Genomic DNA, 24,069 nt, shown 5'->3' with positions numbered 1-24,069 from the left:
AGCATATACTTGCTGTGAGTATAAGGGATGTCAACCCCGCGCCAGCGGCAATTTTGTCCCGGCGATGAGCCTATCGTCGAGAACGGCGTGGCGGAAACGGAAAAGCTTCGCTGGCCGGCCGCCGGTCTCAGTGGTGGCCTCTCCGGTCTCCTCGACCAGCTCCTGCTGTTCGATCAGTCGGCGAAAGTTCGGCTTGTGGATGAGCCTGCCGGCGAGCGCCTCCACGGTTCGCTGCAGCTGCAAAAGCGTGAAGACCGGCGGCATCAGCTCAAAGACGACCGGCCGGTATTTGATCTTGGAGCGCAGCCGCGCAATGCCGGTCGCCACGATGCGGCGATGATCGGCGACCATGGACTTGCTGGGCACCAGCGGAGGGGGCGCCGCGTCCCGCCCTCTTACGGCCTCTTGGACCAGGCCTGCTTCGTAGACTAACTCATAGCGTTGAAGCGTGAGTTCCTCGTTCCAAAGGCGGTCGTCGAAGCCGAAGGCTATCGTCGCCCGCTGCCAGCGTTCACGTCGCGTGGCCGAATCGCGGACGCCGTTTGCCCATTCAATCAAGCGTGGTCGCAGAACGTCCAGCACGACCGGAGGCGTGCCGGAGCGGTGGTCCTCCCATGGAAAATATTCATACCAATTCTGCCATCCGCACTTGGGCGAGCCCGCTGCCTGTTCCTTGCGGGTCAATGCAAGATAGCTGATGGAGATGACGCGCTGCTGGCGCTCGGCGCCGATGCGATCCCGATCAGCGAACGTGTAAAGTTGCTCAATGTACCCCAGCCGATGGCCGGTCTGCTGCTCGACCCACCCCCTCAAGCCGGATTGCAGCGATCGGTGCTCAAGCGCAAAGGGACCGGAGGGCAAGGTGTCTGCCTGGCCGATGGTGAGGACACAGGGTTCACTGTCGTTTACGGCGACGACAAGGGCGATCAGGTCCACTTTGACGTCGTCGGCCTTGAAGGCGGCTCTGTCTTTCCTGAGTCGTATTGCCTGATCGTCCATGTTCGCGAATTACTTGGCCAGCTCGGGGGACCTTAATCGATTTAGTGTAAGCGCGCCTGTCGGCACGTCAACACCCCACAGCTGCACGGGCATTTTTAGCTCTTCGCACCTGCACAGAAATGTGCCAAAGGCGACACCCGCGGTTGGTAACGTAGGGGAAGGAGGATCCATTGAGCGCGTTTGGTGACACCAAGGCGATCACACCGCCGGATATTCGTTCGCGCAAAGGTGGGACGCCGCTCGTCTGCCTTACCGCCTACACCACCCCAGTCGCCCGGCTTGTCGATCCCCATTGTGATGTGGTGCTCGTCGGCGACAGCGTCGGCATGGTTCTCCACGGCCTGCCCTCGACGCTCGGTGTCACGCTGGAGATGATGATCACGCACGGCCAGGCGGTGCGCCGTGGCATCAAGCAGGCGCTGATGGTGGTCGACCTGCCGTTCGGTTCCTACGAGGAAAGCCCAGAGCAGGCTTTCCGAAATGCTGCGCGCGTCATGTCGGAGACCGGCTGCACTGCCGTCAAGCTCGAAGGCGGCGAAACGATGGCAGAGACGATCGGCTTCCTCGCCGCACGCGGCATGCCCGTCATGGCTCATGTCGGCTTGACGCCGCAGGCCATCAACGCCATCGGTGGCTACCGCGTGCAGGGCAGGGGCGGGGATGCCGAGCGCATCAGGCGCGACGCAATTGCGGTGAGCGAAGCGGGCGCCTTTGCGGTCGTCCTGGAAAAGGTTCCTGAAGCGCTCGCCCGCCGGATCACCGGGGAGGTGGCGGCCCCGACCATTGGCATCGGTGCCTCGGCAGCCTGTGACGGCCAGATTCTCGTCGTCGACGACATGCTGGGCCTCTTCGGCGACTTCCGACCCAAGTTCGTCAAGCGCTATGCTGAACTGGGGGAGGCGGCTGCGGCTGCGATCGCTTCCTATGCGCACGAGGTGAAGGAGCGCCAGTTTCCGGCCGCCAAGCACGTGTTTGCCGATGCGCCCAAGCCCGCCGACACGGACGCCACCAAGAGCGGAGAAGCAGCGTGAGCGTGCCGATCGTCAGGAGCGTTGACCAGCTTCGCGAAATCGTCGCCGCATGGCGCCGCGAGGGCGTGAGGATTGCCGTGGTGCCAACGATGGGCGTCCTGCATGAGGGCCATCTCAGCCTGGTGCGCGCTGCACTCAAGAAAGCAGACCGTGTGATCGTGACGCTCTTCGTCAACCCGAAGCAATTCAATAGCCAGGCCGATCTTGCCGCGTATCCGCGCACCGAGGACGAGGATGCCGCCAAGCTGGCACCGGTTGGCGCGCACCTGCTTTATGCGCCAGATGCAGAGGAGATGTATCCGGCGGGCTTCGCCACCACCGTTTCGGTGTCCGGTGTCAGCGAGGGCCTGTGCGGTGCCTTCCGGCCGGGACATTTCGATGGCGTGGCGACCGTCGTCGCCAAGCTCTTCCTGCAGACCAGCGCTGACTTCGGCTTCTTTGGCGAAAAGGACTTTCAGCAAATTCACCTGGTCAGGCGCATGGCCCGGGATCTGGATATTCCAATCACCATTGTTGCCTGTCCGACAGTCCGTGAAGCCGACGGTCTTGCGCTATCATCGCGCAATGTGCGGCTCTCGCCAGCGCAACGCGCTGTTGCTCCCAAGCTATCATCGGTCCTGCTCAAGACGGCTGAGCGGCTTGGGCGCGGCTCACCCGTCCTGCCAACGCTTGCAGAATCTCGCGCAGCAATTCTGGCTGCAGGCTATCGCGAGGTCGAATACCTGGAACTTCGCGAAGAGGCAGATCTGCACCCGATGACAAGCTTTGATCGACCGGCACGGTTGCTTGCCGCGGCCTGGCTCGGCGGCACACGTCTCATAGACAACGTCAGACTATTTCGGATTGGTTCAACAGATTAGCCACGTTCTCGGCACGCGCCGTATCCGTCCGGGATCGTTTAAAACAAGGTCTCTGCCTGGCATTGAGCGAACGGAGGTTACGCACAGGGCAAATGCATCGCGTGTTTGAGAACTTCGTCGAGCAACTGTCTGCAAGTGTTGATGCTGCCGATCTCTGTGAGGCAATGGCCTCCGCTGCAGCCGGCTTCGACTTCCCGCTATTCGCCTATTTCACTTACCCGTCGGCCTCCGGCGACGCCCCCCAATTGATTTCAAACTATCCTTCATCCTGGACATCACGTTATCTGCAACAGCGGTACCACAGTCTTGATCCGGTCATCCTGCGCGGGCTGCAAGGCTGGGATACATTCGATTGGGGTGTGGACCGCGCTCGACACTGTCTGCCGAATTCGCAGCAACAAATTCTGGAGAGTGCGGCTGAGTTTGGCATCTGCGGCGGCCTGACGATGTCCATGCATGATCATCTCGGCCGGTTTGCTGCCCTGACCTTTGCTTCCGACGAGTCCCGTCCGCCTCTGTTGCGGTCACTGGCACGTTACGAAAAAGCATTGCAGCTGGTGGCCATAAACTTTCATATCCATGTCCGGCGCAGGCTCGCCGATGATCGCGTGGTGGATGGTGTAACGCTCACCCCGCGGGAGTTCGAGTGCCTGAAATGGGCGGCGCGCGGCAAGTCGGCTTGGGATATCAGCCAGCTTCTCGGCGTCTCAAAGCGCACCGTGACTTTTCACTTGGAAAACGCCAAGGCAAAGTTCGGCGTCCGAACGATCAACCAGGCCGTTGCACGAATGGCTGCCTCCGGCCAGACGAGATCCTGATTCTTCAGCCACGATACCTGTAAACCTCTACAGGCTGCATCGCTGTCAGCTTTGCCCTTCGATGGCGGGAACACATCCCACATGGAGGCGACCATGATGCAACTGATAACACCAGACTTTTACAACGAGTTTGCAGGCGAACTCAAAGAGATGCACGGGCTCAGGTTTCGGGTGTTCAAGGAAAGGCTCGATTGGGAAGTTGATACCGAAGACCAGATGGAATCCGATCCGTTTGATGCTCTGAAGCCCGTCTATCTGCTCCTCAAAGGATCCGACTGGCGAATTCGCGGTTGCGTGCGTCTTCTGCCCAGCACCGGACCCACAATGTTGCGCGACACCTTCCCGGTGCTGCTGGGTGCTGACGTCGTGCCCTCGACCACCGACATATGGGAGAGCAGTCGTTTCGCGCTCGATCTTCCTCCGTCGGCGCCCAAGGCTGCGGGCGGGCTGGCCCAGGCGACCTACGAGCTCTTCGCGGGCATGATCGAGTTCGGCTTGGCCAAGGATCTGACCCGGATAGTAACGGTGACGGATACGCGCATGGAGCGGATCCTCCGCCTGGCTACGTGGCCATTGTCGCGCATCGGAGAACCCAAATGCGTCGGCAAAACGCAGGCGGTGGCTGGGTTTCTCGAGATTTCCCACGCGAGCCTTTTGCGCATCCGCAGCAGGGGACGTCTGATTGGACCGGTACTGTGGCAACCGGTTCTAGGCTCGTCGGCATAGCGCCATAGTGGACACCTGAGCCATGAAGGATGCTGGTCTGTCCAAGGAAGCGACGGTCGGCCTTGTATGCTGGCCGGACTGGCGTCGCCACGACGCTTACCACTATGCCAGACGATTGCCACGCACTGGCTGGGCCTGGGAGTTTCTTCGGCGCAATCCACAATTCCAGCGCGACCACGCCAAGATGGCACCGTCCGCCTGCATTGTCGGACCCCAAGGCGACATGCAGATAATCGAGTTGACGACAGGATCAGCTCTCCTAAGACAATGGAGCCTTCTTTTTCGCCGACGCGCCACTTTCGGATGCTACATCGGCAAGGGTCTTTTGGGATCCGCGCGATTGCGCCTGTATTCTACGAGCGGCCGCGGAGCCGCTTGGGCTCGACCACGATTTTGAACCGCTTCACCTTTCTTCGCTCTCATGCTGCAAGGACATCCTGCTGACAGCTGCGGGCGTGCAGCACGTGCTGCTGAGGGAGAACTGCCGGAGTCTGCAGATCGCCGTTTCCGGTGCGTCCGTCCTCCGCCCGTTGCGGCTATATGTCGACGCGATCGTTCAGCCGCAGCACCTCAAGTTCCATGTCGCTGCCCTTCAGTTCTTGAACCACGTCAATGGTTGCGCCCGCCTGTCAGCTGCTTGCTTTCCGCCGGAACACCGCGGAGCGCGTCTGCGTATCGTACTCCAGGCTTTGGATGGCTCGCTTGCCGGAGCATCTCATCAGGAGGTCGCCATTGCCTTGTTCGGGACACGCCGCGTCGAAGAAGATTGGCGTCATCCAGGTGGCCATCTTCGCGATCAGGTACGTCGCGCCATCCAACGTGGCCGCTACCTGATGGGCGGCGGCTACAGACAGTTCCTGAGGTAATTGGGGTGGTTGTGATTGTCTTATTCGAACGCGCAACCTCCATTTTCTCACTGCAATTGTGCGTTGCGCAAAACGTGGCAAGCGCCTAGTTCTTCCCGCGGCGAATCCGGTTTCGGCGAAGCACTGAGACCCAACCTTCGTCGATGAGTGCATTCATGCCTTGAGGATCCCGATGACCACTTCGACCTGGACGACTGGCGGATGCTGAAGTTCTTTTTCTATCTGGTGCCCGTCGACGAGGGGACCGGTCCGCATATCTATGTTCGCGGCAGCCATGATCGCCGCGCCCTCAACACCAATTTACGCTTGTCGTCGGCCATCCAGCGCAAGAGATTCTGGACGTCTACGGCAAGCAGAGTCCGGTCACGCTGACCGGCGAGGCCGGTTTCGGTTTCGTCGAGGATCCGTTCGGGTTCCATATGGGCACCGTGCCGGCGCACAGGCCACGGCTAATGATGGAAGTTGGCTTCGGGGTTTCTCCTCCATCACGCCGCCGCTTCCATGCCGAGCCTGTGATCCGCTGATTTCGAAAAGTCCCGAAACAGCCTTCCCGGACCGCAAGTCTTGTGGGGCAAGATAAGGCTATGCCGCCAATCGATCTGTTCGGCGCCCAAAGCGGTTGTCTGCACATGCCTTGGACTGGGCTGGTGCAATGGAGTCGCGCCATTGCTCCAACCAGCGCATGAATGCCTGCTTAATCGAGGTTAGATGGCAGTGCGCCCAAGATACTCCTCGATATCGCCAGCCGCGCGAAGCTCAGATGCTCTTCGAAAACCTCCTCTACGGACCGGGTCATCTCGGGTCCCCTTTGCAGTGGCCGGAAGGTGGTGCACAGCCGTATCGTGCTTCGGAATCCTGAATGGATGCGAGGGGCGGTTTGTTCCTCGGGCGGCGCATGCAGCGGTGCCGGCATGACAGCTTCGTCTTGGATCTGATGCTCGGCAACGTCGGCGGTGAAGGCTCTGTTTAGGCGGCTTACCCGGGCATGGCCTCGATGCAGGAGATCGGCCATCTCCCTGTTCGAGCACATTCATTGGCGATCACCGTCGCGGCGCTACGGACGCCGCGGCGCCTGCGGCCAAGGCAGTTGGCTGATTAGCCGAGCGTATTCGGCTTCAGCCCTGCCATACGACCCGTCAGCCAGCGCAATCAGACGCGTGCGATCAAGGATAACGACCTCTCCTCGCATCGATCGTATCAGACCTTGCCCCTCTAACGTTTGCAGCGCTATGGTGACGCCGGGCCGCCTGACACCGAGCATGACTGATAAGAACTCGTGCGTAATCGCCAAGCGGTTTCCCTCGACGCGATCATCACACATCACCAGCCATCTTGAGAGCCTATCGACGATGTTCATCCGGGCATTGCTGAGCGCGGTGAAGCTTGCCTGGAGGTGAAAGTAGTGAACGTAGCGGAGCAGAAAAGTTCGCAGGGTTGGGCTTGTCAAAAGCGCCTTGGTGAAGAGGCCCGCGTCGATAACAAAGGCGCGGGCTTCTGATTGCACGTAACAATCGTGCGTTGATCGGTCATCGCCCATGATAAGCGCTGAGCCGGTCATGCCCTCACAACCAATGATTCCGATCTCAGCTTCAATACCAGGCCGCAGTTCGCCCACCACTGACCCGAGACCGCTCTCGAAGAAGTACACGGTTCTGATTGGTGACCCCGCCACTTCGAGATGCGTCTTCAGTCCAAGGGAGACGCTTTCCAAATGAGGTTGCAGCAATGCCAAATCTGCCGAGCACATTCGAAGCAGCAGCGAATTGCGATAGATGGAATTTTGGCGGGTGTCGTGTTGCGCGGCAGTGTGAGTTTGTGAACTGGAGTCTGTCATAGCTCCCTCTCCCTATTGGGGCGGAAGCATGTTGATCGCTCACAGCCGACGGACGCCCTTAGAGTTGCCGTCGATGGCACACTGTATGCCTGCGAACCCCGGATGTCCCATTTTTTTGATTAACTGCGTTGATCGGCGCGAGCCAAGGTTTGGCGCGCCCGCGCTAAGACGGCATTCAGATACTCCAGGAATTCGTCATCGCTTTTCGTTGACAAGCCGACTTGTCGAGCGCGAGTCACAATGCGCTGCTGGAGTGAAACCGCTGCCTCATAGTGGTCCACGACCAGCTGATATGAAGCGCCTACCGGGGCGGATTCAAAGGGCTGTGCCATCATCCCAAACGTAGTTCCACAATGATGAGAGTCCATCCCGGCTGCCGCTTCGGTAACAATCCTACAATATGCTCGAGACTGGCCGCGCTCTTTGTTATCCTCCCAGAAATCCAGCAGCCTTGCGTGTCGCAGCTTCGCTTAGCCCTTGAGGGTCTTGACCCGGCCGACCAGTCGAGCTTCAGCCACTCGGCCTTGTCTTCCTTATGTCACTTCGGAACCGGGCCCCCCTGCACACGTTCCCAGAGCGTTTGCCGCTTGTCGGCCTTGAAGGCTACCATCGCCCGCCCTTGTAGGGCCGCTTTCAGCCATGATCACCTGCGCAGCTTTGCCGCGTTCGTGTTGCACTCCAATGATGTCCATCTGCTTTTGCCCGAAGCATTTGATTTTGCGCCAGGCGGTCGTTTTGCCGCTTTGGTAGGGACTGTTTCTGAGCTTCGAGATCATGCCTTCGAGGCCGGCCTGATCAACCAGATGATACACCGCGTCATCGATTCCTGGCGTCGCTTCGCTGAATTGGGAACGAGAAGCGAAGGCTCTGGGGAAGCGATAGGTAGGCCAGCGTGCAGACCTTACGGAGGCCTCACCGCACAGGGCGGTGCGCACTCCGGCTCGACGACGGCTGTCGAAATCAGACTGCTGTGGATGCACTACCATTGACCGGTACTAGGATTCTCGACCTCGCCGATAAGCTCGTCTGTATAGCAAGCGACCTTCCTGCCTATCCCAATATCAAAAGTCAAACCCGTCCGCAGATGCATATGCCTGGCAGCATGTGTCGGTCTTTGGCCACGCATCTGCGACACCGAAATCAAGTAGCCCGCCATGGCGCGACCCTCAATCTTCCACTTCACGGAGCCTGCCCCTGCCATTCAAGGTCAGTCAGCACTTCGGCCTCCACAGTCATATTTTCCGCGAATTCACCGGCATGTTCGGCGAGAAGCTTTCTCGCCGCGACGACCGCTGAACGCTTTCCTTCGCACTTCTCGTGGAACCTGGCTACGCTCTGGCCTACGTGGTCGCCGTTCCATTTTATTACGCCCACTATGGCATACCAGACGCCTTTCCCGGTCCTGCGACGTCGCAGAATTTCGAGTCGCTGATCTGCCAACTGGGCGATGGCTTGGTAGAGAAGTTCGTGCTCCGGGCGGTCGGCACCTCTCGAACGAGCCTCATGGGCAAAGCCCTTCAGGCTAGGCTCCTTAAGTTCAGCTACTGCGTGCGAAATCTTCCACAGATTTGCGGTAGCCTCGTCGAGTGCGTGCCGAGCATCATAGGTAAGCGGCGGTCGCTTCACCGAAACCCCCTGCGCGGATCTCATCTTGTCCGACTTCACCTTCGGCCAGATGTCTGCGGCAATCCTGTCGAGTTCGGCCTTGCCCACTACCCAGCGGTGCTCCTCCTCAGCCCTCTTCTTGGAGAGCTTTGGCTGAAGTGCCACCACCGTTCCCTTGTTGTCGGAATCATTGAAGGTGGCGCTCATAATGTCGCTAGTCGACCGTGTGAGGCCTTTTCGGATATCGCCCGCAGCATCGAAAACCCAATAGGCTCCTTGGGCATCTAGAATCCGATTCGGCGCGGTGCCTTCGTTCTCAACTATCACCGAGACGACCCGCTGGCGTGTGCCGGCGTATTGCGGGAGAGCGTCCTTTCCGAAGATCATTCCCTCTACAAGCCGCCGCGATAGCCGCAGAGGTTCGCTGTTCTCCGGGAATATGTAGTGACGACTGGACACCCGGCTTCGCTCCTTCGATCGCCGAAACGCGATGGCACATTCATGGTAGGCGGCTGTCTAAAGATTGCAGTATCAAAACTCATTGGCAGCATTTGATCAACTATCGCTCACGCTGCTGGATACGAGCAGCTGTCGCACTTCGCCGGAGAACAAATAAGTCAACCGCGAATTGACTGTGAGAGGGATGAGTCCAATTTGGGTGATGCCTGACACTGGTGGAAGGCGAAACTGCAGGCGACTGGAAGCTCAGCAATGCCCATGAAATTGGGCAGCTGGTGCTGGTCCGCGCTATGACGTCAGACGATGGTATCTGCCGAATGACCTGGCGAATCTTCGGGGACGTCGAGGCCGACGTGGTCGGAAGCAAAATGAGTTACAGGCGGTGCGGCAGGAACGAGTATATGCAAGCTGAGACGCCTGTCGCCGTCGCCGCGTTCCAGGCCGACGTTCTCCGCATTCCGAGGCCTGGTGAGCGATACGGGTGCGCCTGAGTGTCAATGGCGCATTTAGCAAAGGCCCTGGCACATCATTCACCGCCGTGCGAGCTGATCCAAACTGGCTTGCTGGATTGCATCGTAATAGCGCCGCCCACCAGGAAACATTTTTCTATCGTTTGCGGTTAGGGCCGCATGGCGCGCTTGTCGGACGCAACAAGCCAGCTTGGGCAATAGGCAGCAGGCAGTCCACACTGTACTCCCTACTGCAATCCCTAGCCCCGAACGAGACCGCCATGCCGTCACCTCCCGATTTCACCAACGATTTTCGCGCCGGGCTGATCACGCTGCTGCGCTGGCGCAGGGATGTGCGGCGCTTCGAGCCGACGGCTCTGCCGGAGGGCAAGCTGGAACGGCTGCTCGAGCTCGCCAGCATTGCGCCCTCCGTTGGCCTCAGCCAGCCCTAGCGCTTCGTAGTGGTCGACAGCCTCGAGCGGCGCACCGCCGGTGAGAGACTGCTTCGAACGCTGCAATGCCGAGGCGCTCACGTGCTTTTCGGGAGAGCGCGCTGCACTCTATGCCCGGCTGAAGCTTGCGGTCTCAACGAGGCGCCCTGTCAGTTCGCGGTTTTCGCCGACCGCACGACCGGACAAGGCCTTGGGCTCGGTCGCATAACCATGCCGGCGACCATCGACTATTCGGCCGTCATGGCGGTGCACACACTGTGGCTAGCGGCGCGGGCGGAAGGCATCGGCATGGGCTGGGTGTCGATCCTCGATGCGACCGAGATGGCCGAGATTCTCGACACGCCGCCCGAGTGGACGCTGATCGGTTATTTCTGCCTCGGCTAGCCTACGAGGAGCACGACATGCCCACCTTGGAACGCGAAGGCTGGGAACATCGGCGGCCGCCGGTGGTGATCAGGCGGTAGGGGGGTTGCCCATCACTTCGTCTCTTCCCCGGCGATGAGCTTGACGCAGATCGGGTCGCCCTTCGCCATCGGGGTACATTGCCATTCCGGACCGAAGCCGAAGTTCGTGTTCTTGCCAAGGCCAGGAAAGAGCACTGACAAACCGGACCGCAGCGAAGATGGCGCTGGCGGCAACCGGGCTGAAGCCGGGCATGGAGGTGGTCGACCTCTGCTGCGGCGACGGCTGTGCCGATCGCCACGGTCGCCCGCCATGTCGTCGCCATAGACATCGACGCCGACCAGCTGGAGGCCACGCAGCGCCGCTACCGGCGCCGGCGTGACCAATTGCGAATTCGTCGCCGGCGACGCCTATGAACTCGCTACTCTGGTGTCACGCCCCGTCGACCTCGTCTTCATGGCCAACGCTTTCCATGGCGTCCCGGACCGACCGCGGCTGGCACGTGCCGTGCGCGAGGCGCTCGCCCCCGGCGGGCATTATGCCATCGTCAACTGACACCGGCGCCGCGCGAGACGACGACGGTCCTGGGCGAGCCGCGCGGCCCGCGAAGCGAACTCAGGCTGTCGCCGAGACAGACCATCGCCGATCCCGAAGTCGGCGGCACAATGCTTCTACATGCCGGACTGCCTGACTAGGGCTCGCAGGCCGGTCGTCCGTCCACTGTCCAAGGCTTGCTGGCCTTTCTGAGGCCGTGATCCTGCCGCGGGTGAGTCTGCGATTCTCATAAGAGCGTCAGGCGCGAATAGAACTTTAGGTCCCCACAGCAGCCGACCTATCCATGGGGTGGATGGTAGTGATCACTACAATCAATTGTACCAATATTATGGAATCCTACTACAAGGCCGCCACTTAAAGCGGCCGGATGGGTATCCGTCTCGCGTGGGCTGATGCTGCCCGCAAAAATGCGGAGACGAACATGTGCGGGATTGTTGGCATCGTTGGGCAACAGCCGGTGTCGGATCGGTTGATCGGCGCGTTGAAGGGTTTGGAATATCGCGGCTATGATTCCGCCGGCGTTGCGACGATCATCGACGGTGCCTTGCACCGCCGGCGCGCCGAGGGCAAGCTCGTCAATCTCGAGAGGCGACTGAAGGAAGAGCCGCTGAGCGGCAAAGTCGGCATCGGCCACACGCGTTGGGCAACCCACGGGGCCTCGACGGAACGCAATGCGCACCCGCACTTTACCGACGGTGTCGCCGTCGTCCATAACGGCATCATCGAGAATTTCACCGAGCTGAAGGACGAATTGGCGGCGGATGGCGCCGAGTTCCAGACCGACACCGACACCGAGGTCGTTGGGCATCTCTTGGCAAGATACCGCCGCGAGGGCATGAGGCCGCAAGAGGCCACGCGTGCCATGCTGAAACGCGTCAGGGGCGCCTATGCGCTTGCCATCCTCTTCGAAGATGAACCGTCGACCATCACGGCGGCGCGCAACGGACCACCGCTGGCGATCGGTCACGGCGACGGCGAGATGTTCCTGGGCTCCGACGCGATCGCTCTTGCGCCCTTCACCAATGAAATTACCTATCTCATGGACGGCGACTGGGCCATTGTCGGCAATTCGGGCGCCCATATCTTCGATATCGACGGCCATCCCGTCGAGCGTCCGCGCCATATCTCCACGGCCGCGGCCGATCTGGCCAACAAGGGCAGCCATCGCCACTTCATGGAGAAGGAAATATACGAGCAGCCCGAGGTCATCGCCCATGCTCTTCGTCATTACATCAACATCATAGAGGGTCGCGACATGGTTCCTGGCATCGATTTCGCCAAGGTTCCGAGCTTGGCGATCTCTGCCTGCGGGACCGCCTATCTCGCCGGACTGATCGGAAAATACTGGTTCGAGCGCTATGCGCGCCTGACGGTTGAAATCGACGTTGCGTCTGAATTCCGTTACCGCGAGATCCCTTTGCCGCCGCAGTCCGCGGCTCTTTTCATTTCGCAGTCCGGCGAAACCGCCGATACGCTTGCATCGTTGAGGTACTGCAAGGAGCGTGGGCTGAAAATTGGCGCTATCGTCAATGCCTGCGAATCGACCATCGCTCGGGAGGCCGATACGGTCTTCCCGATCCTTGCCGGACCGGAGATCGGCGTCGCCTCTACCAAGGCTTTTACCTGCCAGCTTGCCGTTCTAGCCGCACTCGCCATCAGCGCCGCCAGAGCCCGCGGGACCGTCCCCGAAGGCGAGCTGCAGGCACTCGTCAGGAGCCTCGCCGAATTGCCGCGCGTCATGGGCCAGGTACTCAACAGCATCCAGCCGGAGATCGAGTTCTTGTCGCGCGAACTGTCAAAGTGTCGTGACGTCCTGTATCTCGGCCGTGGCACCAGTTTCCCGCTAGCGATGGAAGGAGCGCTGAAGCTCAAGGAGATTTCCTACATCCATGCCGAAGGCTATGCAGCGGGTGAATTGAAGCACGGGCCAATCGCATTGATAGACGAGAACATGCCGGTGATCGTCATCGCGCCCCATGACCGCTTTTTCGACAAGACCGTCTCCAACATGCAGGAAGTGGCTGCCCGTGGAGGGCGGATTATCCTCATCACCGATAAAAATGGGGCAGCCGCATCGAAACTCGACACCATGCACACGCTCGTGCTGCCGGTAGTCGACGAGATTATCGCGCCAATGATCTTCTCGCTGCCGATACAGCTTCTTGCCTACCACACGGCGCTCTTCATGGGGACAGATGTAGACCAGCCGCGCAATCTCGCAAAATCGGTCACGGTCGAATGATTGTGAACCTGTACAGATGGCGAAGCTCTCGATGGAAAGCTACCCTTTGTCTGGATCCGGATGAAAACCAGATGACCAGTGTTTGCTGGAATTTGGAATCCCTTTTTTCGGCCGGTCGATCGGGGCACAGGGCGATCGAGCTTCCTAGAGCCGACGTCAGCACGCAGCCGGGGGCTTTCAAGAGTGGGTCTTTCGCTCCCCCGCCGGTGGAGATTGGCCGAAGGAAGCAGTGTCCGTACCGGGAGTTCGAGTTGGTGTTCAGAGTTCCAGGGCCCCCTCCTGAGATGGCCTGATCGGCTGTAGCGCATCCGACCTGCGATCCTTCGCGAATAATTCTCGCCGTTGGCTTTCTTGATTAGAAGGAGGTGAGCCGCCATATTCCGACCCAGCTCCTAATTCAGGCGGCCCATTCCATGGATGAGGCCGGTCCGGCTGAATGGACGTCCATTTTTTGATTTGCTTGGTCTGCGCCGCCGGGGGGGTATCTCCCGAGGGAGCTCCCATGTTCTTGGAGATGTTTATGAACGATTCGCGCATTCCCGAACCAGTCTTGACGGCTATGTCGCAGGGGACCCACATCGTCCGCGCTTATCGTGAGCACCTTGGGTATTCGATCGAGGACCTGACGGTCGCGAGCGGGCTTGCCGCTGAGGAAATTCAAAACATCGAGCGAGGTCTGAGGTACAACAAGGGATATCGGGATCGGATAGCGAGATCGCTTTCCATACCTGTGGGAATCCTTGAGGCAGAGTCGCACATTTCGGACGCCGCCTGATCAGTCGGATGATCCGCAATGGGTGGACTACCGCTCTTGTGATGTGAAGCTTGCGGCTGATTGTAGACGCTGATTCCGTTGGGATGCCTCTGGCGCAGTACCGCCAAGAGAATCTCGTCAACTTTCCGATGCAGGAACCCTTCACATGGGCTCGCGAACAACAAGGCGATATAGCCGCCCGGAGTGCTACGAAACGTGCACGAGGGCATCGGCTCGCGACGAAGGATTGTAACGGCGAACTCTTGGTAGTTCGGCGAGGCGATGCTGGCGCTTGAGCATCAACTCGGCCTACGAGAGTGGCTACTCCTAGGCTGAATCGGCCAACATGGCCGGCATCGCGCCGCTCTGAAAATAACATGGCGGGCATCCTGACGTTTCCGGGTTGACTATGGGTGTTCGAACCACGAAAAGGGGCCGCTCTTCGTGAGTGGCGTGCGCCGGCAGTCTAACCCCAAGCCCCCCCGCCCAGGCTGCCGGCGCGCTTCTAGAAAGATCGAGGTAGGCACTCGCTGCGCTCTGCCCGCCGACACCTTGTGCTTCCTCCAGCGAGTCCAGCGGACCACCATGGGTGTTGCCAGTTCTGGTGCTTACCCACGTCCATTTGCGATCTCGGGTCATTGAGAGTACCGCAAGCACCCTCTCTGCTGGATGGCAACGCGGCTCGCGCCGCCCGTATGCAGCGCAAGCTCCATGCATGAGGTCGTCCCTTCAAAATACTTGATGCAGTTGCGCTTGCGTAGCTCCTTGCACGCGCTCGATGCCAGGAGGAGACCTCTGTCTACGCTCGCATCGATGCAACGCCGTTGATCACCATCATCGCGGCGACCGCTTCGCGGGGGCCGCAGCCGTTTTGGAGCATGACGATCATGCCGGCGCCATCGCAGTGACGCACATGCAAAATTCACAGATGCATTCTCGCCCAATGCTAGGTGCCCAGCATATGTCCGGCATCCCGCAACGCGGCTACGAAGAGACGGGCATTGCCGTTGGCATCCATCTTGGCCTGCATCGACAGGGGCATCCTGTGCCAGCTCTCCAAGGACGCAATGTAATGTGAGAACATACCGTTAACGATGCAATAGTGGGTAACTAGGCCGTGTACATCCAACGCCAGCACGCCGAATTGGCCGCCGTGATATCGGATGGCTGCGACCCGCTGGACCTGCGCGTCACCGTCGATCCGCACGTCGAAAAGCAGGATTCCGCGGCTCCTGGTGGCTATCTCGGCGGCTTTTTCAGCGAAGCTCAACGAGAGCGAGCGGACGCTTTCGACTGCCATCTGTAAAACCATCAAGTTCAGTTCATCCACTGACATAAGGTACCTGTGCGCAAGACATGGGTGATTGCAATCGACCACACCGCTTGTTCACAGATGTCGGCTCATCACCGGTTATTCAGGGTTTGCCGGTCATCTTTGCGGCAAGCCATCCGGGCTCCTTGTACCCTGCAACCGTTGCAGTGGCGTCCCTCGGCGCTCGGAACCGCCAGGCTCTGCTCGTCGAGAACTTTGTCCGCGAGCAGCGGCCGCTTGAGCATTCCGCTGAAGCGTGACGTCTCATCAGTCCGTGTCCTTGCAGCTCACCGCGAGGGCGTTTTGCGCACCGCACGCAAGCGCACGAAACTGGTCTCCGTTCACTTCACAAAATGGTTTTCCTGAAGTACTGGAGCGCAGAGAAATCTCCGGTCGCAGCCTACCCGGTTAAAACAAGGACCCAACGATGAAGACTCTCGTCGTCTGCTCCGGCGGATTGGATTCCGTTACTCTTGCTCACAAGGTGGCAGCGGAGCACCAGCTTACCGGCCTGCTATCGTTCGATTACGGCCAACGGCATAGGAAGGAATTGGGCTTCGCCACCCTTTGCGCGGAGCGCCTGGGCGTCCCGCAGCGAATCATCGATATCCACGAGATCGGCGGCGGCCTTTCCGGCTCCGCGCTGACCGACAATGTGGACGTGCCCGATGGGCACTATGCCGAAGATACGATGAAGGTAACGGTGGTGCCCAACCGGAACGCCATCATGTTGGCCATTGCCTTCGGCCTCGCCGCAGCGCAAGACGCTGACGCGGTGGCGACGGCCGTGCATGGTGGGGATCATATTGTCTATCCCGATTGCCGTCCGGCCTTCATCGATGCTTTCCAGATGATGCAGGACCACGCGCTCGACGGCTACGCGCAGATTCGCCTTTATGCACCCTATGTGAACCTGACGAAGGCGGACATTGTTAGGGATGGAGCCACATACGGCACGCCCTTTGCGCAGACCTGGTCCTGTTACAAGGGCGCCGAGCGTCATTGCGGGAGGTGCGGGACCTGCGTTGAGCGGCGTGAGGCGTTCCACATCGCTGGGCACCCGGACCCAACCGAGTACGAGGACTCCGACTTCTGGCTCGGAGCGCTGCGAAGGACCACCGCGTAATGTTCCGCATCACCAAGGAATTCCACTTCTCAGCCTCGCATCAGCTCACCTCATTGCCACCCGATCACCAATGCGCGCGCCTGCACGGACATAACTACATCGTCGAAGTGGAGCTTTCAGCGAATGGACTGGACGATCACGGCTTCGTGCGCGACTACGACGATTTGGCGCCATTCAAACGCTACATCGACGAGAGCTTCGACCACCGACATCTCAACGACGTGCTGGGACACGAGCAAGTCACGGCGGAATATCTGGCCAGACATTTCTACGACTGGTGCAAGGCACGCCTGAGCGAAACCGCGGCCGTGCGGGTGAGCGAAACGCCGAAAACCTGGGCGGAATACCGGCCATGACCAATACGCATCCCGCAATCCGCGTTAGCGAGATTTTCGGGCCGACGATCCAGGGCGAGGGCGTGCTCATAGGTTTGCCGACGATCTTCGTCAGAACCGGCGGGTGTGACTATCGCTGTTCCTGGTGCGACAGCCTCCATGCTGTGGACAATCAATTCCGCCATGAATGGGAGATGATGTCCGTTGGGGCGGTGTGGAAAAATGTGCTTGCCCTTTCCGGTGGCCGCCCGCTGATGGTGTCGCTATCAGGCGGCAATCCGGCCATCCAGCCGCTCGGCGCGCTCATCGACCGGGGCCATGGTGACGGTTACCGTTTTGCGCTGGAAACCCAAGGGTCGCTTGCCAGGGACTGGTTTGCGCAGCTTGACGTGCTGATCCTCAGCCCAAAGCCGCCGTCAAGCCGAATGACGACAGATTGGGCCGCTGTCGAGGCGTGCCTCCAGGCGGCACAAGGCAAGCCCCAAGTCGTGCTCAAGCTCATTGTTTTCGACGAAAGGGACTACACCTACGCGAAAGACGCCGCTGCGCAATTTCCGCAACTTCCGATCTATCTGCAGCCCGGCAATCACACGCCGCCACACCCCACAAATGATGACCCGCCTGTCGACCTTGACGGAATATTGAAGCGCATGGAGTGGCTGGTTGACAGCGTGACCCGCGACAGATGGTTCGAGGCCCGCGTGCTGCCGCAGCTGCACGTTGTGCTCTGGGGTAACAAGAGAGCCGTCTAGCCCAGGCCCTTTCCACTGGAACTGCGCCGGCAGAATTCGGGTGAACGGGTGGTTCAGGTCGAAGGGAGCTGTCGCCGACAACCATGATCCGACAGGCAGGGCTCGAGCGGACGATATCGTCGCTGCGCCAAGACGCGTCTGGTCCGCTCAGAATCTTGTCTCGATAGACGGTCGCCGATCAACAAACGTACCGCGGTCCATGATCGACTGAGAGGCATGACCGTTCCTCTGAGTGCTCAGACTGCCGCCGAGTGCCTGGCCGTTCCAGCTTCGAAATATTTGTCGAACCTGGCCGCGATGCTTCGGACGAAAGGGCGACTTTCAGCCGGCACAACGAATCTGTCGCCATCAAGTTCAAGCAATCGAACCGGATCGTGGAGGGCCATGGAACTTGACTGAAGGAGGAGCCTCTGGCCGGCCTCGCCGAAGCGTTCCACCAGATCGATGGCCGAGAAGGCGAAGTCGCACATCAAACGTTCGATGATCCAGCCGCGAACGCGGTCGTCGTTGGAAAGTGCGATACCCCGAACAGCGGCCAGCCCGCCGTCATCAACCGTGCATCGATATTCGCTGGTCGAAGGCATGTTCTGCGCATAGCCCTGCCGAAACTGGCTGATGGACGATGGGCCTAGCCCAATCAAGGTTTCGCAGCAATCGTCGGTGTAACCCTGAAAGTTCCGGTGCAGTGTTCCGGCGCGGGCGGCAAGGGCCAGGGCATCGCCGGGTTTGGCGAAATGGTCGAGGCCGATTGCTTCGTACCCCTGGTCCACGATCGCCCGCGCCGCCAGTTGCAATTGAGCAAATCTCTCCGCGGGACCGGGCAGCCATGCCTCGTCTATCATGGTCTGATGTTTCTTGAACCACGGCACATGGGCGTAGCCAAAAAGCACTATCCTGTCGGGTTCCAAGGTCAGCGCCTGCGCGACGGTGGAGGAGACGCTCTCCCTCGTCTGGTGCGGCAAGCCGTAGAGCAGGTCTAGATTGACCGATTCGACGCCGCGCGAACGAACACCGTCGACGACCGCTTTGGTCTGCAAAAAGCTCTGCTCGCGGTTGATTGCCTTCTGAACCTTCGGATCGAAGTCCTGGACGCCGAGGCTCGCACGGGTCGTGCCGATTTCGGCAAGCGCATCGAGGCGGGCATCGTCCATATCATTGGGTTCGATTTCAACGCTGATCTTGGCGCCGGGAAGAAAGGCGAAGCTGTTGCGCAGGACGCTTCCCAGCGCCACAATATCCTCAGGTTCCAGCGTCGTCGGGGAACCGCCGCCGAAATGAACCGCGCGAACTCGGCCCTTGCCGGTAACAAGGCCGCCAACCGTGGCGATCTCCGCATACAGCGAGCGCAGATAAGCGGCCACCGGCTCGTAGTGGCGGGTCTGTTTGGTATGGCACGCGCAGAACCAGCAGAGCCTGTCGCAATAGGGAATATGCAGGTAAAGCGATATCTCGTCACCACCTTCGAGCGCCTCCAACCAGCCTCGGTAAACGACGGCATCGACGCCCGCATGGAAATGGGGCGCAGTCGGATAACTGGTATAGCGCGGGACGTTCTCGCCAAATCTGGCAGCTAGCTTTTGTCGCATGTCGTGGTCCACCGTGTTTGCGTCGCCCGAACTGTGGATGCTTGGATGAGCCTAAGCCCTGATTTCGATCAACCTTCAGCACGGACAAACTGCCGCAAGGATTTTTCTACCGTGGATTGCTATCCTGCCCGCACTGGACCGGTAGAGCGATCGAATGACATTACGGCAAGATATTCACAGTTCCGGCATTCCCGTTCTTTGCCTGCCTTGCGAGGCACGGCGCCGCGGTGTCTGTGGCGCGCTCGAGCCAGACGATTTGGCTCAGCTCGCCAAGACGTCGTCGCGGCACAATATCGAGCCGGGGGTCGAACTGATCGGCGACGCCGAGGCGGTGGACTGTTATTCAAACGTGCTTTCAGGCGTGGTGAAGCTCACGAAGAGCCTTTCGGACGGCCGCCAGCAGATCGTCGGCCTCCAGTTCGCGCCGGATTTTCTGGGACGGCCCTTCAAGATGAAAAGTGCGATCAATGCGGAAGCGGCAACAGCTGTCTCGCTGTGCTCGTTTCCGAGAGCGGCCATCGAACGGATGATGAAGCAGTCACCCGAATTTGTGCATCGCCTGCTCAAGCAGGCGCTGAACGAACTTGACGAGGCCCGCGAATGGATGGTGACTCTGGGGCGCAAGACCGCACCAGAGAAGGTGGCGAGCTTTCTCCTCATGATTGCCCGGAACATCGACTCCAATGTTGACCCGGCGGCTAGGTCGGCGTGCTTCGAGCTGCCGATGACGCGTGCCGACATCTCTGATTTCCTTGGAATCACAAACGAGACCGTGAGCCGTCAGCTGACCAGCCTGAGAATGGACGGCGTGATTCGGATCGAGAACAACCGCCGCGTCACCGTGGACAGCATGAGCCGGCTGGAACGGCGCTGCGGCGGCCGAGGCGCAATAGCCGTTTGAATGACACGAAGCTGCATGGCCCACGCCACTTACTTCATTCGGGGCAGGGCATGCTCGCGTTGGTCTCAGAAGACATCGCGTAGCGACAGCCCGTTCTAATTCCGATCGTATACGCCAGTTGCGTTTGGGCTCGTCGGCGAAGCATCCACACTTGGCCGAAGTCAATATGCCTCATACGCAGGCGAAAATCGCCGTCCAAACCATAAATGTAACGAAGGCAGCGCAACGCTGGCGCTGGCTGTTCCAAGGCATTGAAACGATCGACGTTCGGTAAGGCATCGGCCTGCTTACCAGCGTCACAGAAGGTGCGCTTGCCCACACGCCCGCGATCGCCTCCATACCCGGGCCCCAACTGGGGACGCCGGGCCTGTCCATAAACCGGCGGCCGCTGCTGCACTTCCACATTCGACACAGTCTGATCGCACCGAACTCGATGCTGCTCGAAGCAAAATGGTGCGGCTCTGACATGGATCAGGGCGAGCGGGCGACGGCTGCGCAATAAGGCACCGCGGTTTGGCATCCGCCGGAATTGGAAATCGGGGCTTGCGATGAAATTCGGCAAAGAAATCGTGCTTCTAAGCCTGTTCGCATTCGCGGCTTTGGTGGCCGCTGGCGCTGGGGTGGATGAACCCTTTCGCCAGCATATGTGGGTCTTGTTCTTCGCCTTGGCTGGCTTCACTGCGATCCTGTTGCGCAACACTGAGTTCAAGCCTGCCGCGCCGATCGACCCGTCCGCTTACATGGACGGGCCAATCCGCTATGGCGCCATCGCCACCATGTTCTGGGGCGTCGTTGGTATGCTGGTCGGTGTGGTCATCGCGCTGCAGCTCGCCTACCCCGATCTCAACATCCAGCCCTGGTTCAACTTCGGCCGTTTGCGGCCATTGCATACGTCCGGCGTCGTCTTCGCCTTCGGCGGCAATGCGCTGCTCTGCACGTCCCTGTATGTCGTCCAGCGCACCTGCCGAGCCCGGCTGTTCGGCGGCGATCTCGGCTGGTTCGTGTTTTGGGGCTACCAACTCTTCATCGTCATGGCCGCGACCGGCTATCTGCTCGGCATCACCGAGAGCCGCGAATACGCCGAACCCGAATGGTATGTGGACATCTGGCTGACCATCGTCTGGGTCGCCTATCTCGTCCTGTTCCTCGGCACGATCCTGAAGCGCAAGGAACCGCACATCTACGTCGCCAACTGGTTCTACCTGTCCTTCATCGTGACGATCGCGATGCTGCACGTGGTCAACAACCTGTCGATGCCCGCCTCCTTCGTGGGCTCCAAGAGTTACTCCGCCTTTTCCGGCGTCCAGGACGCCCTGACGCAATGGTGGTACGGCCACAATGCCGTTGGCTTCTTCCTTACCGCCGGCTTCCTCGGCATGATGTATTATTTCGTGCCCAAGCAGGCAAACAGGCCGGTCTATTCCTACCGCCTGTCGATCGTCCATTTCTGGGCAATCATCTTTCTCTACATCTGGGCCGGGCCGCATCACCTGCACTACACCGCCCTGCCCGATTGGGCGCAGACGCTCGGCATGGTGTTTTCGATCATGCTGTGGATGCCGTCATGGGGCGGCATGATCAACGGCCTGATGACGCTGTCGGGCGCCTGGGACAAGCTCCGCACCGATCCGATCATCCGCATGATGGTGATGGCCATTGCCTTCTACGGAATGTCGACCTTCGAAGGTCCGATGATGTCGATCAAGGCGGTCAACTCGCTGTCGCATTATACCGACTGGACCATCGGACACGTCCATTCGGGCGCACTCGGCTGGGTTGGCATGATCTCGTTCGGCGCGCTCTACTACATGGTGCCGAAGCTCTGGAACCGTAACCGTCTCTATTCGCTGCGGCTGGTCACCTGGCACTTCTGGCTGGCGACACTCGGGATCGTCGTCTACGCCTCGGTCATGTGGGTGTCCGGCATCATGCAGGGCCTGATGTGGCGCGAATACGACGAGCAAGGCTTCCTGGTCTACTCCTTCGCCGAAACGGTCGCCGCCATGCACCCCTACTATGTCATGCGCGCCATCGGCGGGGCCATGTACCTCTCCGGCGCCCTGATCATGGCCTGGAACGTCGCCATGACCATCCTTGGCTACCGGCGCGAGGAGGATCCGATGCCCGGCTCCGTTCCCGCCCTCCAGCTTGCGCGATGATGAGACAGAAAATGAGGTTGATGAACAGACACGCGGTCATCGAGAAGAACGCTACACTTCTTCTCCTCGGGTCGCTGCTGGTCGTGACAATCGGCGGCATCGTCGAGATCGCGCCGCTCTTCTACCTCGACAACACGATCGAGAAGGTCGAAGGCATGCGGCCCTACTCGCCGCTCGAACTCGTGGGGCGCAACATCTATGTGCGTGAGGGATGCTATCTCTGCCATAGCCAGATGATCCGCCCGTTCCGTGACGAGGTCGAGCGCTATGGGCATTACAGCCTGGCGGCCGAGTCGATGTATGATCATCCCTTCCAGTGGGGATCGAAGCGCACCGGACCGGACCTCGCTCGGGTTGGCGATCGCTACTCAAATCTTTGGCATGTCGAGCACCTCACGGACCCTCGTTCCGTGGTGCCGGAATCCATCATGCCGAGCTATGGCTTTCTGAAGGATACGCCGATCGCGGTGAAGGATTTCTCGACGCATCTGGTTGCCAACAGGCGCGTCGGCGTCCCCTACTCCGACGACATGGTCGCTAACGCCAATGCCGATTTGATGGCGCAGGCTGATCCCAATGCCGACACGTCCGGCCTCGAGGCCCGCTACGCCAAGGCCAGGATCGGCGATTTCGACGGTGATCCGCAGCAAGTCACCGAAATGGACGCCCTGGTTTCTTATCTCCAGATGCTCGGCACGCTTGTCGATTTCAAGAACTACGATGAGACCGCGGGCTACCGCTGAGGACAATGGCGATGACGTACAATTTCATGCGGGAGTTTGCCGACAGCTGGGGCCTGCTTGCCATGGCTCTTTTCTTCATCGGATCCGTTGCCTTTGCACTTCGTCCCGGCAGCCGCAGGCAAGCCGGCGAAGCAGCTCAAATTCCTCTGAAGGAGGACTGATCATGAGCAGCGATCACATTGACGAGGTTTCCGGCATCTCGACGACCGGTCATGAGTGGGACGGCATTCGCGAGCTCAACAACCCGCTCCCGCGCTGGTGGGTCATCACCTTCTACATGACCATAGTCTGGGCGATCGGTTACACAATTGCCTACCCGGCATGGCCGCTGTTGCACTCCGCAACAAAGGGTCTGCTCGGCTATTCGAGCCGCAACGAGGTCGGGAACGAGTTGATTGCCGCCGAGGTTGCCAAGGGCAAATACGTCACGGCAATAGAATCGAAAACCGTCTCGGAGATTGCCGCCGACGATACGTTGCGCGAATTCGCTGTCGCCGCCGGCGGCGCCGCATTCAAGCTCAATTGCGTGCAGTGCCATGGTTCCGGCGCCCAGGGCTCCAAGGGCTTTCCCAACCTCAACGATGACGACTGGTTGTGGGGCGGCAAGGCGGACCAGATCCAGCAGACGATCACGCATGGCATCCGCTTCGCCTCCGATCCGGATACGCGCCTGTCGGAAATGCCAGCCTTTGGCGACATCATCACCGCCGACCAGATCAAACAGGTCAGCGCCTATGTTGCCAGCCTGTCCGGAACCGTCAGCGATCAATCGTTGGTCGAGCCCGGGGCCAAGGTTTTTGCGGAAAACTGCGTGGCCTGTCACGGCGACAATGCAAAAGGCAACAAGGAACTCGGCGCTCCAGATCTGACCGACGCCATCTGGCTCTACGGGTCAGGCGAAGCGGCCATCGCCGCCCAGGTCACCGCGCCGAAACAGGGCGTGATGCCGGCCTGGGGCGCGCGCCTCGGCGAGACCAAGGTCAAGGAACTGGCGGTCTACATCCATTCGCTTGGCGGCGGAGAATAGGAGCAGAAGCCTATTCTCGTCCTCCCCCTCCCGCCAAGCGACGAGGCCCGGCGCAAGCCGGGCCTCGGCATCATCC

24 protein-coding genes and 2 pseudogenes are annotated in these 24,069 nt (G+C 60.0%); 20 read left to right on the top strand and 6 right to left on the bottom strand.

Going from position 1 to position 24,069, the window contains the following annotated elements; translation table 11 throughout:
* Positions 1-30: 30 nt before the first annotated feature.
* Positions 31-999, bottom strand: a complete 969-nt coding sequence (locus NKI73_RS08820) for an NUDIX hydrolase (protein WP_352604125.1) — start codon at positions 997-999, stop codon at positions 31-33.
* 170 nt (positions 1,000-1,169) lie between these two features.
* Here NKI73_RS08820 and panB point away from each other — a divergent pair, with 170 nt between their 5' ends.
* From panB to NKI73_RS08785, 7 genes and pseudogenes are all read left to right on the top strand, one after another.
* Positions 1,170-2,030: a 3-methyl-2-oxobutanoate hydroxymethyltransferase gene (gene panB / locus NKI73_RS08815; protein ID WP_352628618.1), complete on the top strand. Its 861-nt coding sequence runs from the start codon at positions 1,170-1,172 to the stop codon at positions 2,028-2,030.
* Positions 2,027-2,890: a pantoate--beta-alanine ligase gene (gene panC / locus NKI73_RS08810; RefSeq protein ID WP_352628616.1), complete on the top strand. Its 864-nt coding sequence runs from the start codon at positions 2,027-2,029 to the stop codon at positions 2,888-2,890. Before panB ends, panC begins: the two co-directional genes overlap by 4 nt.
* A 92-nt stretch (positions 2,891-2,982) precedes the next feature.
* Positions 2,983-3,708 carry a LuxR family transcriptional regulator gene (locus NKI73_RS08805; protein WP_023776416.1) on the top strand — a complete coding sequence of 242 codons (726 nt, stop codon included), beginning with the start codon at positions 2,983-2,985 and terminating at the stop codon, positions 3,706-3,708.
* Between the two features lie 93 nt (positions 3,709-3,801).
* A complete protein-coding gene (locus NKI73_RS08800) occupies positions 3,802-4,434 on the top strand; it encodes an acyl-homoserine-lactone synthase (RefSeq protein WP_352628614.1) in 633 nt (210 codons plus the stop codon).
* A gap of 22 nt (positions 4,435-4,456) precedes the next feature.
* On the top strand, positions 4,457-4,831 hold the full coding sequence (locus tag NKI73_RS08795; RefSeq protein WP_352628612.1) for a transcriptional regulator domain-containing protein: 375 nt from the start codon (positions 4,457-4,459) through the stop codon (positions 4,829-4,831).
* Between the two features lie 58 nt (positions 4,832-4,889).
* Positions 4,890-5,300 (top strand): DUF2285 domain-containing protein, encoded by a 411-nt coding sequence (locus NKI73_RS08790; protein ID WP_023766596.1) that lies wholly within the window; start codon positions 4,890-4,892, stop codon positions 5,298-5,300.
* Between the two features lie 177 nt (positions 5,301-5,477).
* Positions 5,478-5,824 (top strand): annotated as a pseudogene (locus NKI73_RS08785) (hypothetical protein); the annotation flags it as partial.
* 530 nt (positions 5,825-6,354) lie between these two features.
* Here the strand turns inward: NKI73_RS08785 and NKI73_RS08780 are convergent.
* Complete coding sequence (locus tag NKI73_RS08780) at positions 6,355-7,134, bottom strand: Crp/Fnr family transcriptional regulator (protein ID WP_352628610.1); 780 nt, start codon at positions 7,132-7,134, stop codon at positions 6,355-6,357.
* A 587-nt stretch (positions 7,135-7,721) separates the two neighbouring features.
* On the opposite strand from NKI73_RS08780, the gene NKI73_RS08775 reads away from it, so the two are divergent.
* Positions 7,722-8,123, top strand: coding sequence for a hypothetical protein (locus NKI73_RS08775; protein WP_352628607.1), 402 nt, complete (start codon positions 7,722-7,724; stop codon positions 8,121-8,123).
* 190 nt (positions 8,124-8,313) lie between these two features.
* Here the strand turns inward: NKI73_RS08775 and NKI73_RS08770 are convergent, their stop codons facing one another.
* Complete coding sequence (locus NKI73_RS08770) at positions 8,314-9,198, bottom strand: hypothetical protein (RefSeq protein ID WP_352628604.1); 885 nt, start codon at positions 9,196-9,198, stop codon at positions 8,314-8,316.
* A 730-nt stretch (positions 9,199-9,928) separates the two neighbouring features.
* Between NKI73_RS08770 and bluB the strand changes: the two are divergent.
* A pseudogene (gene bluB / locus NKI73_RS08765) lies at positions 9,929-10,483 on the top strand (5,6-dimethylbenzimidazole synthase).
* A gap of 92 nt (positions 10,484-10,575) precedes the next feature.
* On the opposite strand, the gene NKI73_RS08760 reads toward bluB, so the two are convergent.
* Positions 10,576-10,887, bottom strand: coding sequence for a hypothetical protein (locus tag NKI73_RS08760; protein ID WP_352628602.1), 312 nt, complete (start codon positions 10,885-10,887; stop codon positions 10,576-10,578).
* Between NKI73_RS08760 and NKI73_RS08755 the strand changes: the two genes are divergently transcribed.
* The 3 genes from NKI73_RS08755 (at position 10,880) to NKI73_RS08745 (ending at position 14,073) form a co-directional block, all read left to right on the top strand.
* A complete protein-coding gene (locus NKI73_RS08755) occupies positions 10,880-11,056 on the top strand; it encodes a class I SAM-dependent methyltransferase (RefSeq protein WP_023762808.1) in 177 nt (58 codons plus the stop codon). The genes NKI73_RS08760 and NKI73_RS08755 overlap by 8 nt on opposite strands.
* Before the next feature lie 421 nt (positions 11,057-11,477).
* On the top strand, positions 11,478-13,298 hold the full coding sequence (glmS, locus tag NKI73_RS08750) for a glutamine--fructose-6-phosphate transaminase (isomerizing) (protein ID WP_352604115.1): 1,821 nt from the start codon (positions 11,478-11,480) through the stop codon (positions 13,296-13,298).
* Between the two features lie 520 nt (positions 13,299-13,818).
* The gene (locus NKI73_RS08745) at positions 13,819-14,073 is read left to right on the top strand and encodes a helix-turn-helix domain-containing protein (RefSeq protein ID WP_023735822.1); all 255 of its coding nucleotides are present in this window, start codon (positions 13,819-13,821) and stop codon (positions 14,071-14,073) included.
* Positions 14,074-14,998: 925 nt separating this feature from the next.
* On the opposite strand, the gene NKI73_RS08740 is transcribed toward NKI73_RS08745, so the two are convergent.
* Entirely contained in the window at positions 14,999-15,388 is a 390-nt protein-coding gene (locus tag NKI73_RS08740) for a hypothetical protein (protein WP_023735820.1), read from the bottom strand.
* 403 nt (positions 15,389-15,791) lie between these two features.
* Between NKI73_RS08740 and queC the strand changes: the two genes are divergently transcribed.
* From queC to queE, 3 genes are read left to right on the top strand one after another with little or no spacing between them, the layout of a single operon-like run.
* A complete protein-coding gene (gene queC, locus NKI73_RS08735; RefSeq protein ID WP_023766604.1) occupies positions 15,792-16,490 on the top strand; it encodes a 7-cyano-7-deazaguanine synthase QueC in 699 nt (232 codons plus the stop codon).
* Positions 16,490-16,846 (top strand): 6-carboxytetrahydropterin synthase QueD, encoded by a 357-nt coding sequence (gene queD / locus NKI73_RS08730; RefSeq protein WP_352628600.1) that lies wholly within the window; start codon positions 16,490-16,492, stop codon positions 16,844-16,846. Before queC ends, queD begins: the two co-directional genes overlap by 1 nt.
* A complete protein-coding gene (queE, locus tag NKI73_RS08725; RefSeq protein WP_352628643.1) occupies positions 16,843-17,577 on the top strand; it encodes a 7-carboxy-7-deazaguanine synthase QueE in 735 nt (244 codons plus the stop codon). The genes queD and queE overlap by 4 nt, the downstream gene beginning before the upstream one ends.
* 236 nt (positions 17,578-17,813) lie before the next feature.
* Here queE and hemN read toward each other — a convergent pair whose 3' ends face one another.
* A complete protein-coding gene (hemN, locus tag NKI73_RS08720) occupies positions 17,814-19,163 on the bottom strand; it encodes an oxygen-independent coproporphyrinogen III oxidase (protein ID WP_352628598.1) in 1,350 nt (449 codons plus the stop codon).
* A 154-nt stretch (positions 19,164-19,317) separates the two neighbouring features.
* Here hemN and NKI73_RS08715 point away from each other — a divergent pair, with 154 nt between their 5' ends.
* The 5 genes from NKI73_RS08715 to ccoP all read left to right on the top strand — a co-directional run bounded on the left by NKI73_RS08715 (position 19,318) and on the right by ccoP (position 23,993).
* Positions 19,318-20,064 (top strand): Crp/Fnr family transcriptional regulator, encoded by a 747-nt coding sequence (locus NKI73_RS08715; protein ID WP_023766606.1) that lies wholly within the window; start codon positions 19,318-19,320, stop codon positions 20,062-20,064.
* Between the two features lie 548 nt (positions 20,065-20,612).
* The gene (ccoN, locus tag NKI73_RS08710) at positions 20,613-22,223 is read left to right on the top strand and encodes a cytochrome-c oxidase, cbb3-type subunit I (RefSeq protein WP_352628596.1); all 1,611 of its coding nucleotides are present in this window, start codon (positions 20,613-20,615) and stop codon (positions 22,221-22,223) included.
* Between the two features lie 11 nt (positions 22,224-22,234).
* Positions 22,235-22,966, top strand: coding sequence for a cytochrome-c oxidase, cbb3-type subunit II (gene ccoO, locus NKI73_RS08705; RefSeq protein WP_352628594.1), 732 nt, complete (start codon positions 22,235-22,237; stop codon positions 22,964-22,966).
* Between the two features lie 11 nt (positions 22,967-22,977).
* Positions 22,978-23,127 (top strand): CcoQ/FixQ family Cbb3-type cytochrome c oxidase assembly chaperone, encoded by a 150-nt coding sequence (locus tag NKI73_RS08700; RefSeq protein WP_023766610.1) that lies wholly within the window; start codon positions 22,978-22,980, stop codon positions 23,125-23,127.
* A gap of 2 nt (positions 23,128-23,129) precedes the next feature.
* Positions 23,130-23,993: a cytochrome-c oxidase, cbb3-type subunit III gene (gene ccoP / locus NKI73_RS08695; protein WP_352628592.1), complete on the top strand. Its 864-nt coding sequence runs from the start codon at positions 23,130-23,132 to the stop codon at positions 23,991-23,993.
* Positions 23,994-24,069 lie beyond the last annotated feature (76 nt).

The organism is Mesorhizobium sp. M0496 (assembly GCF_040321205.1).
In the GTDB taxonomy this organism is placed as follows: Bacteria; Pseudomonadota; Alphaproteobacteria; order Rhizobiales; family Rhizobiaceae; genus Mesorhizobium.
The sequence above is the reverse complement of the archived record's forward strand: the minus strand, read 5'-3'. Positions and strand labels throughout refer to the sequence as shown.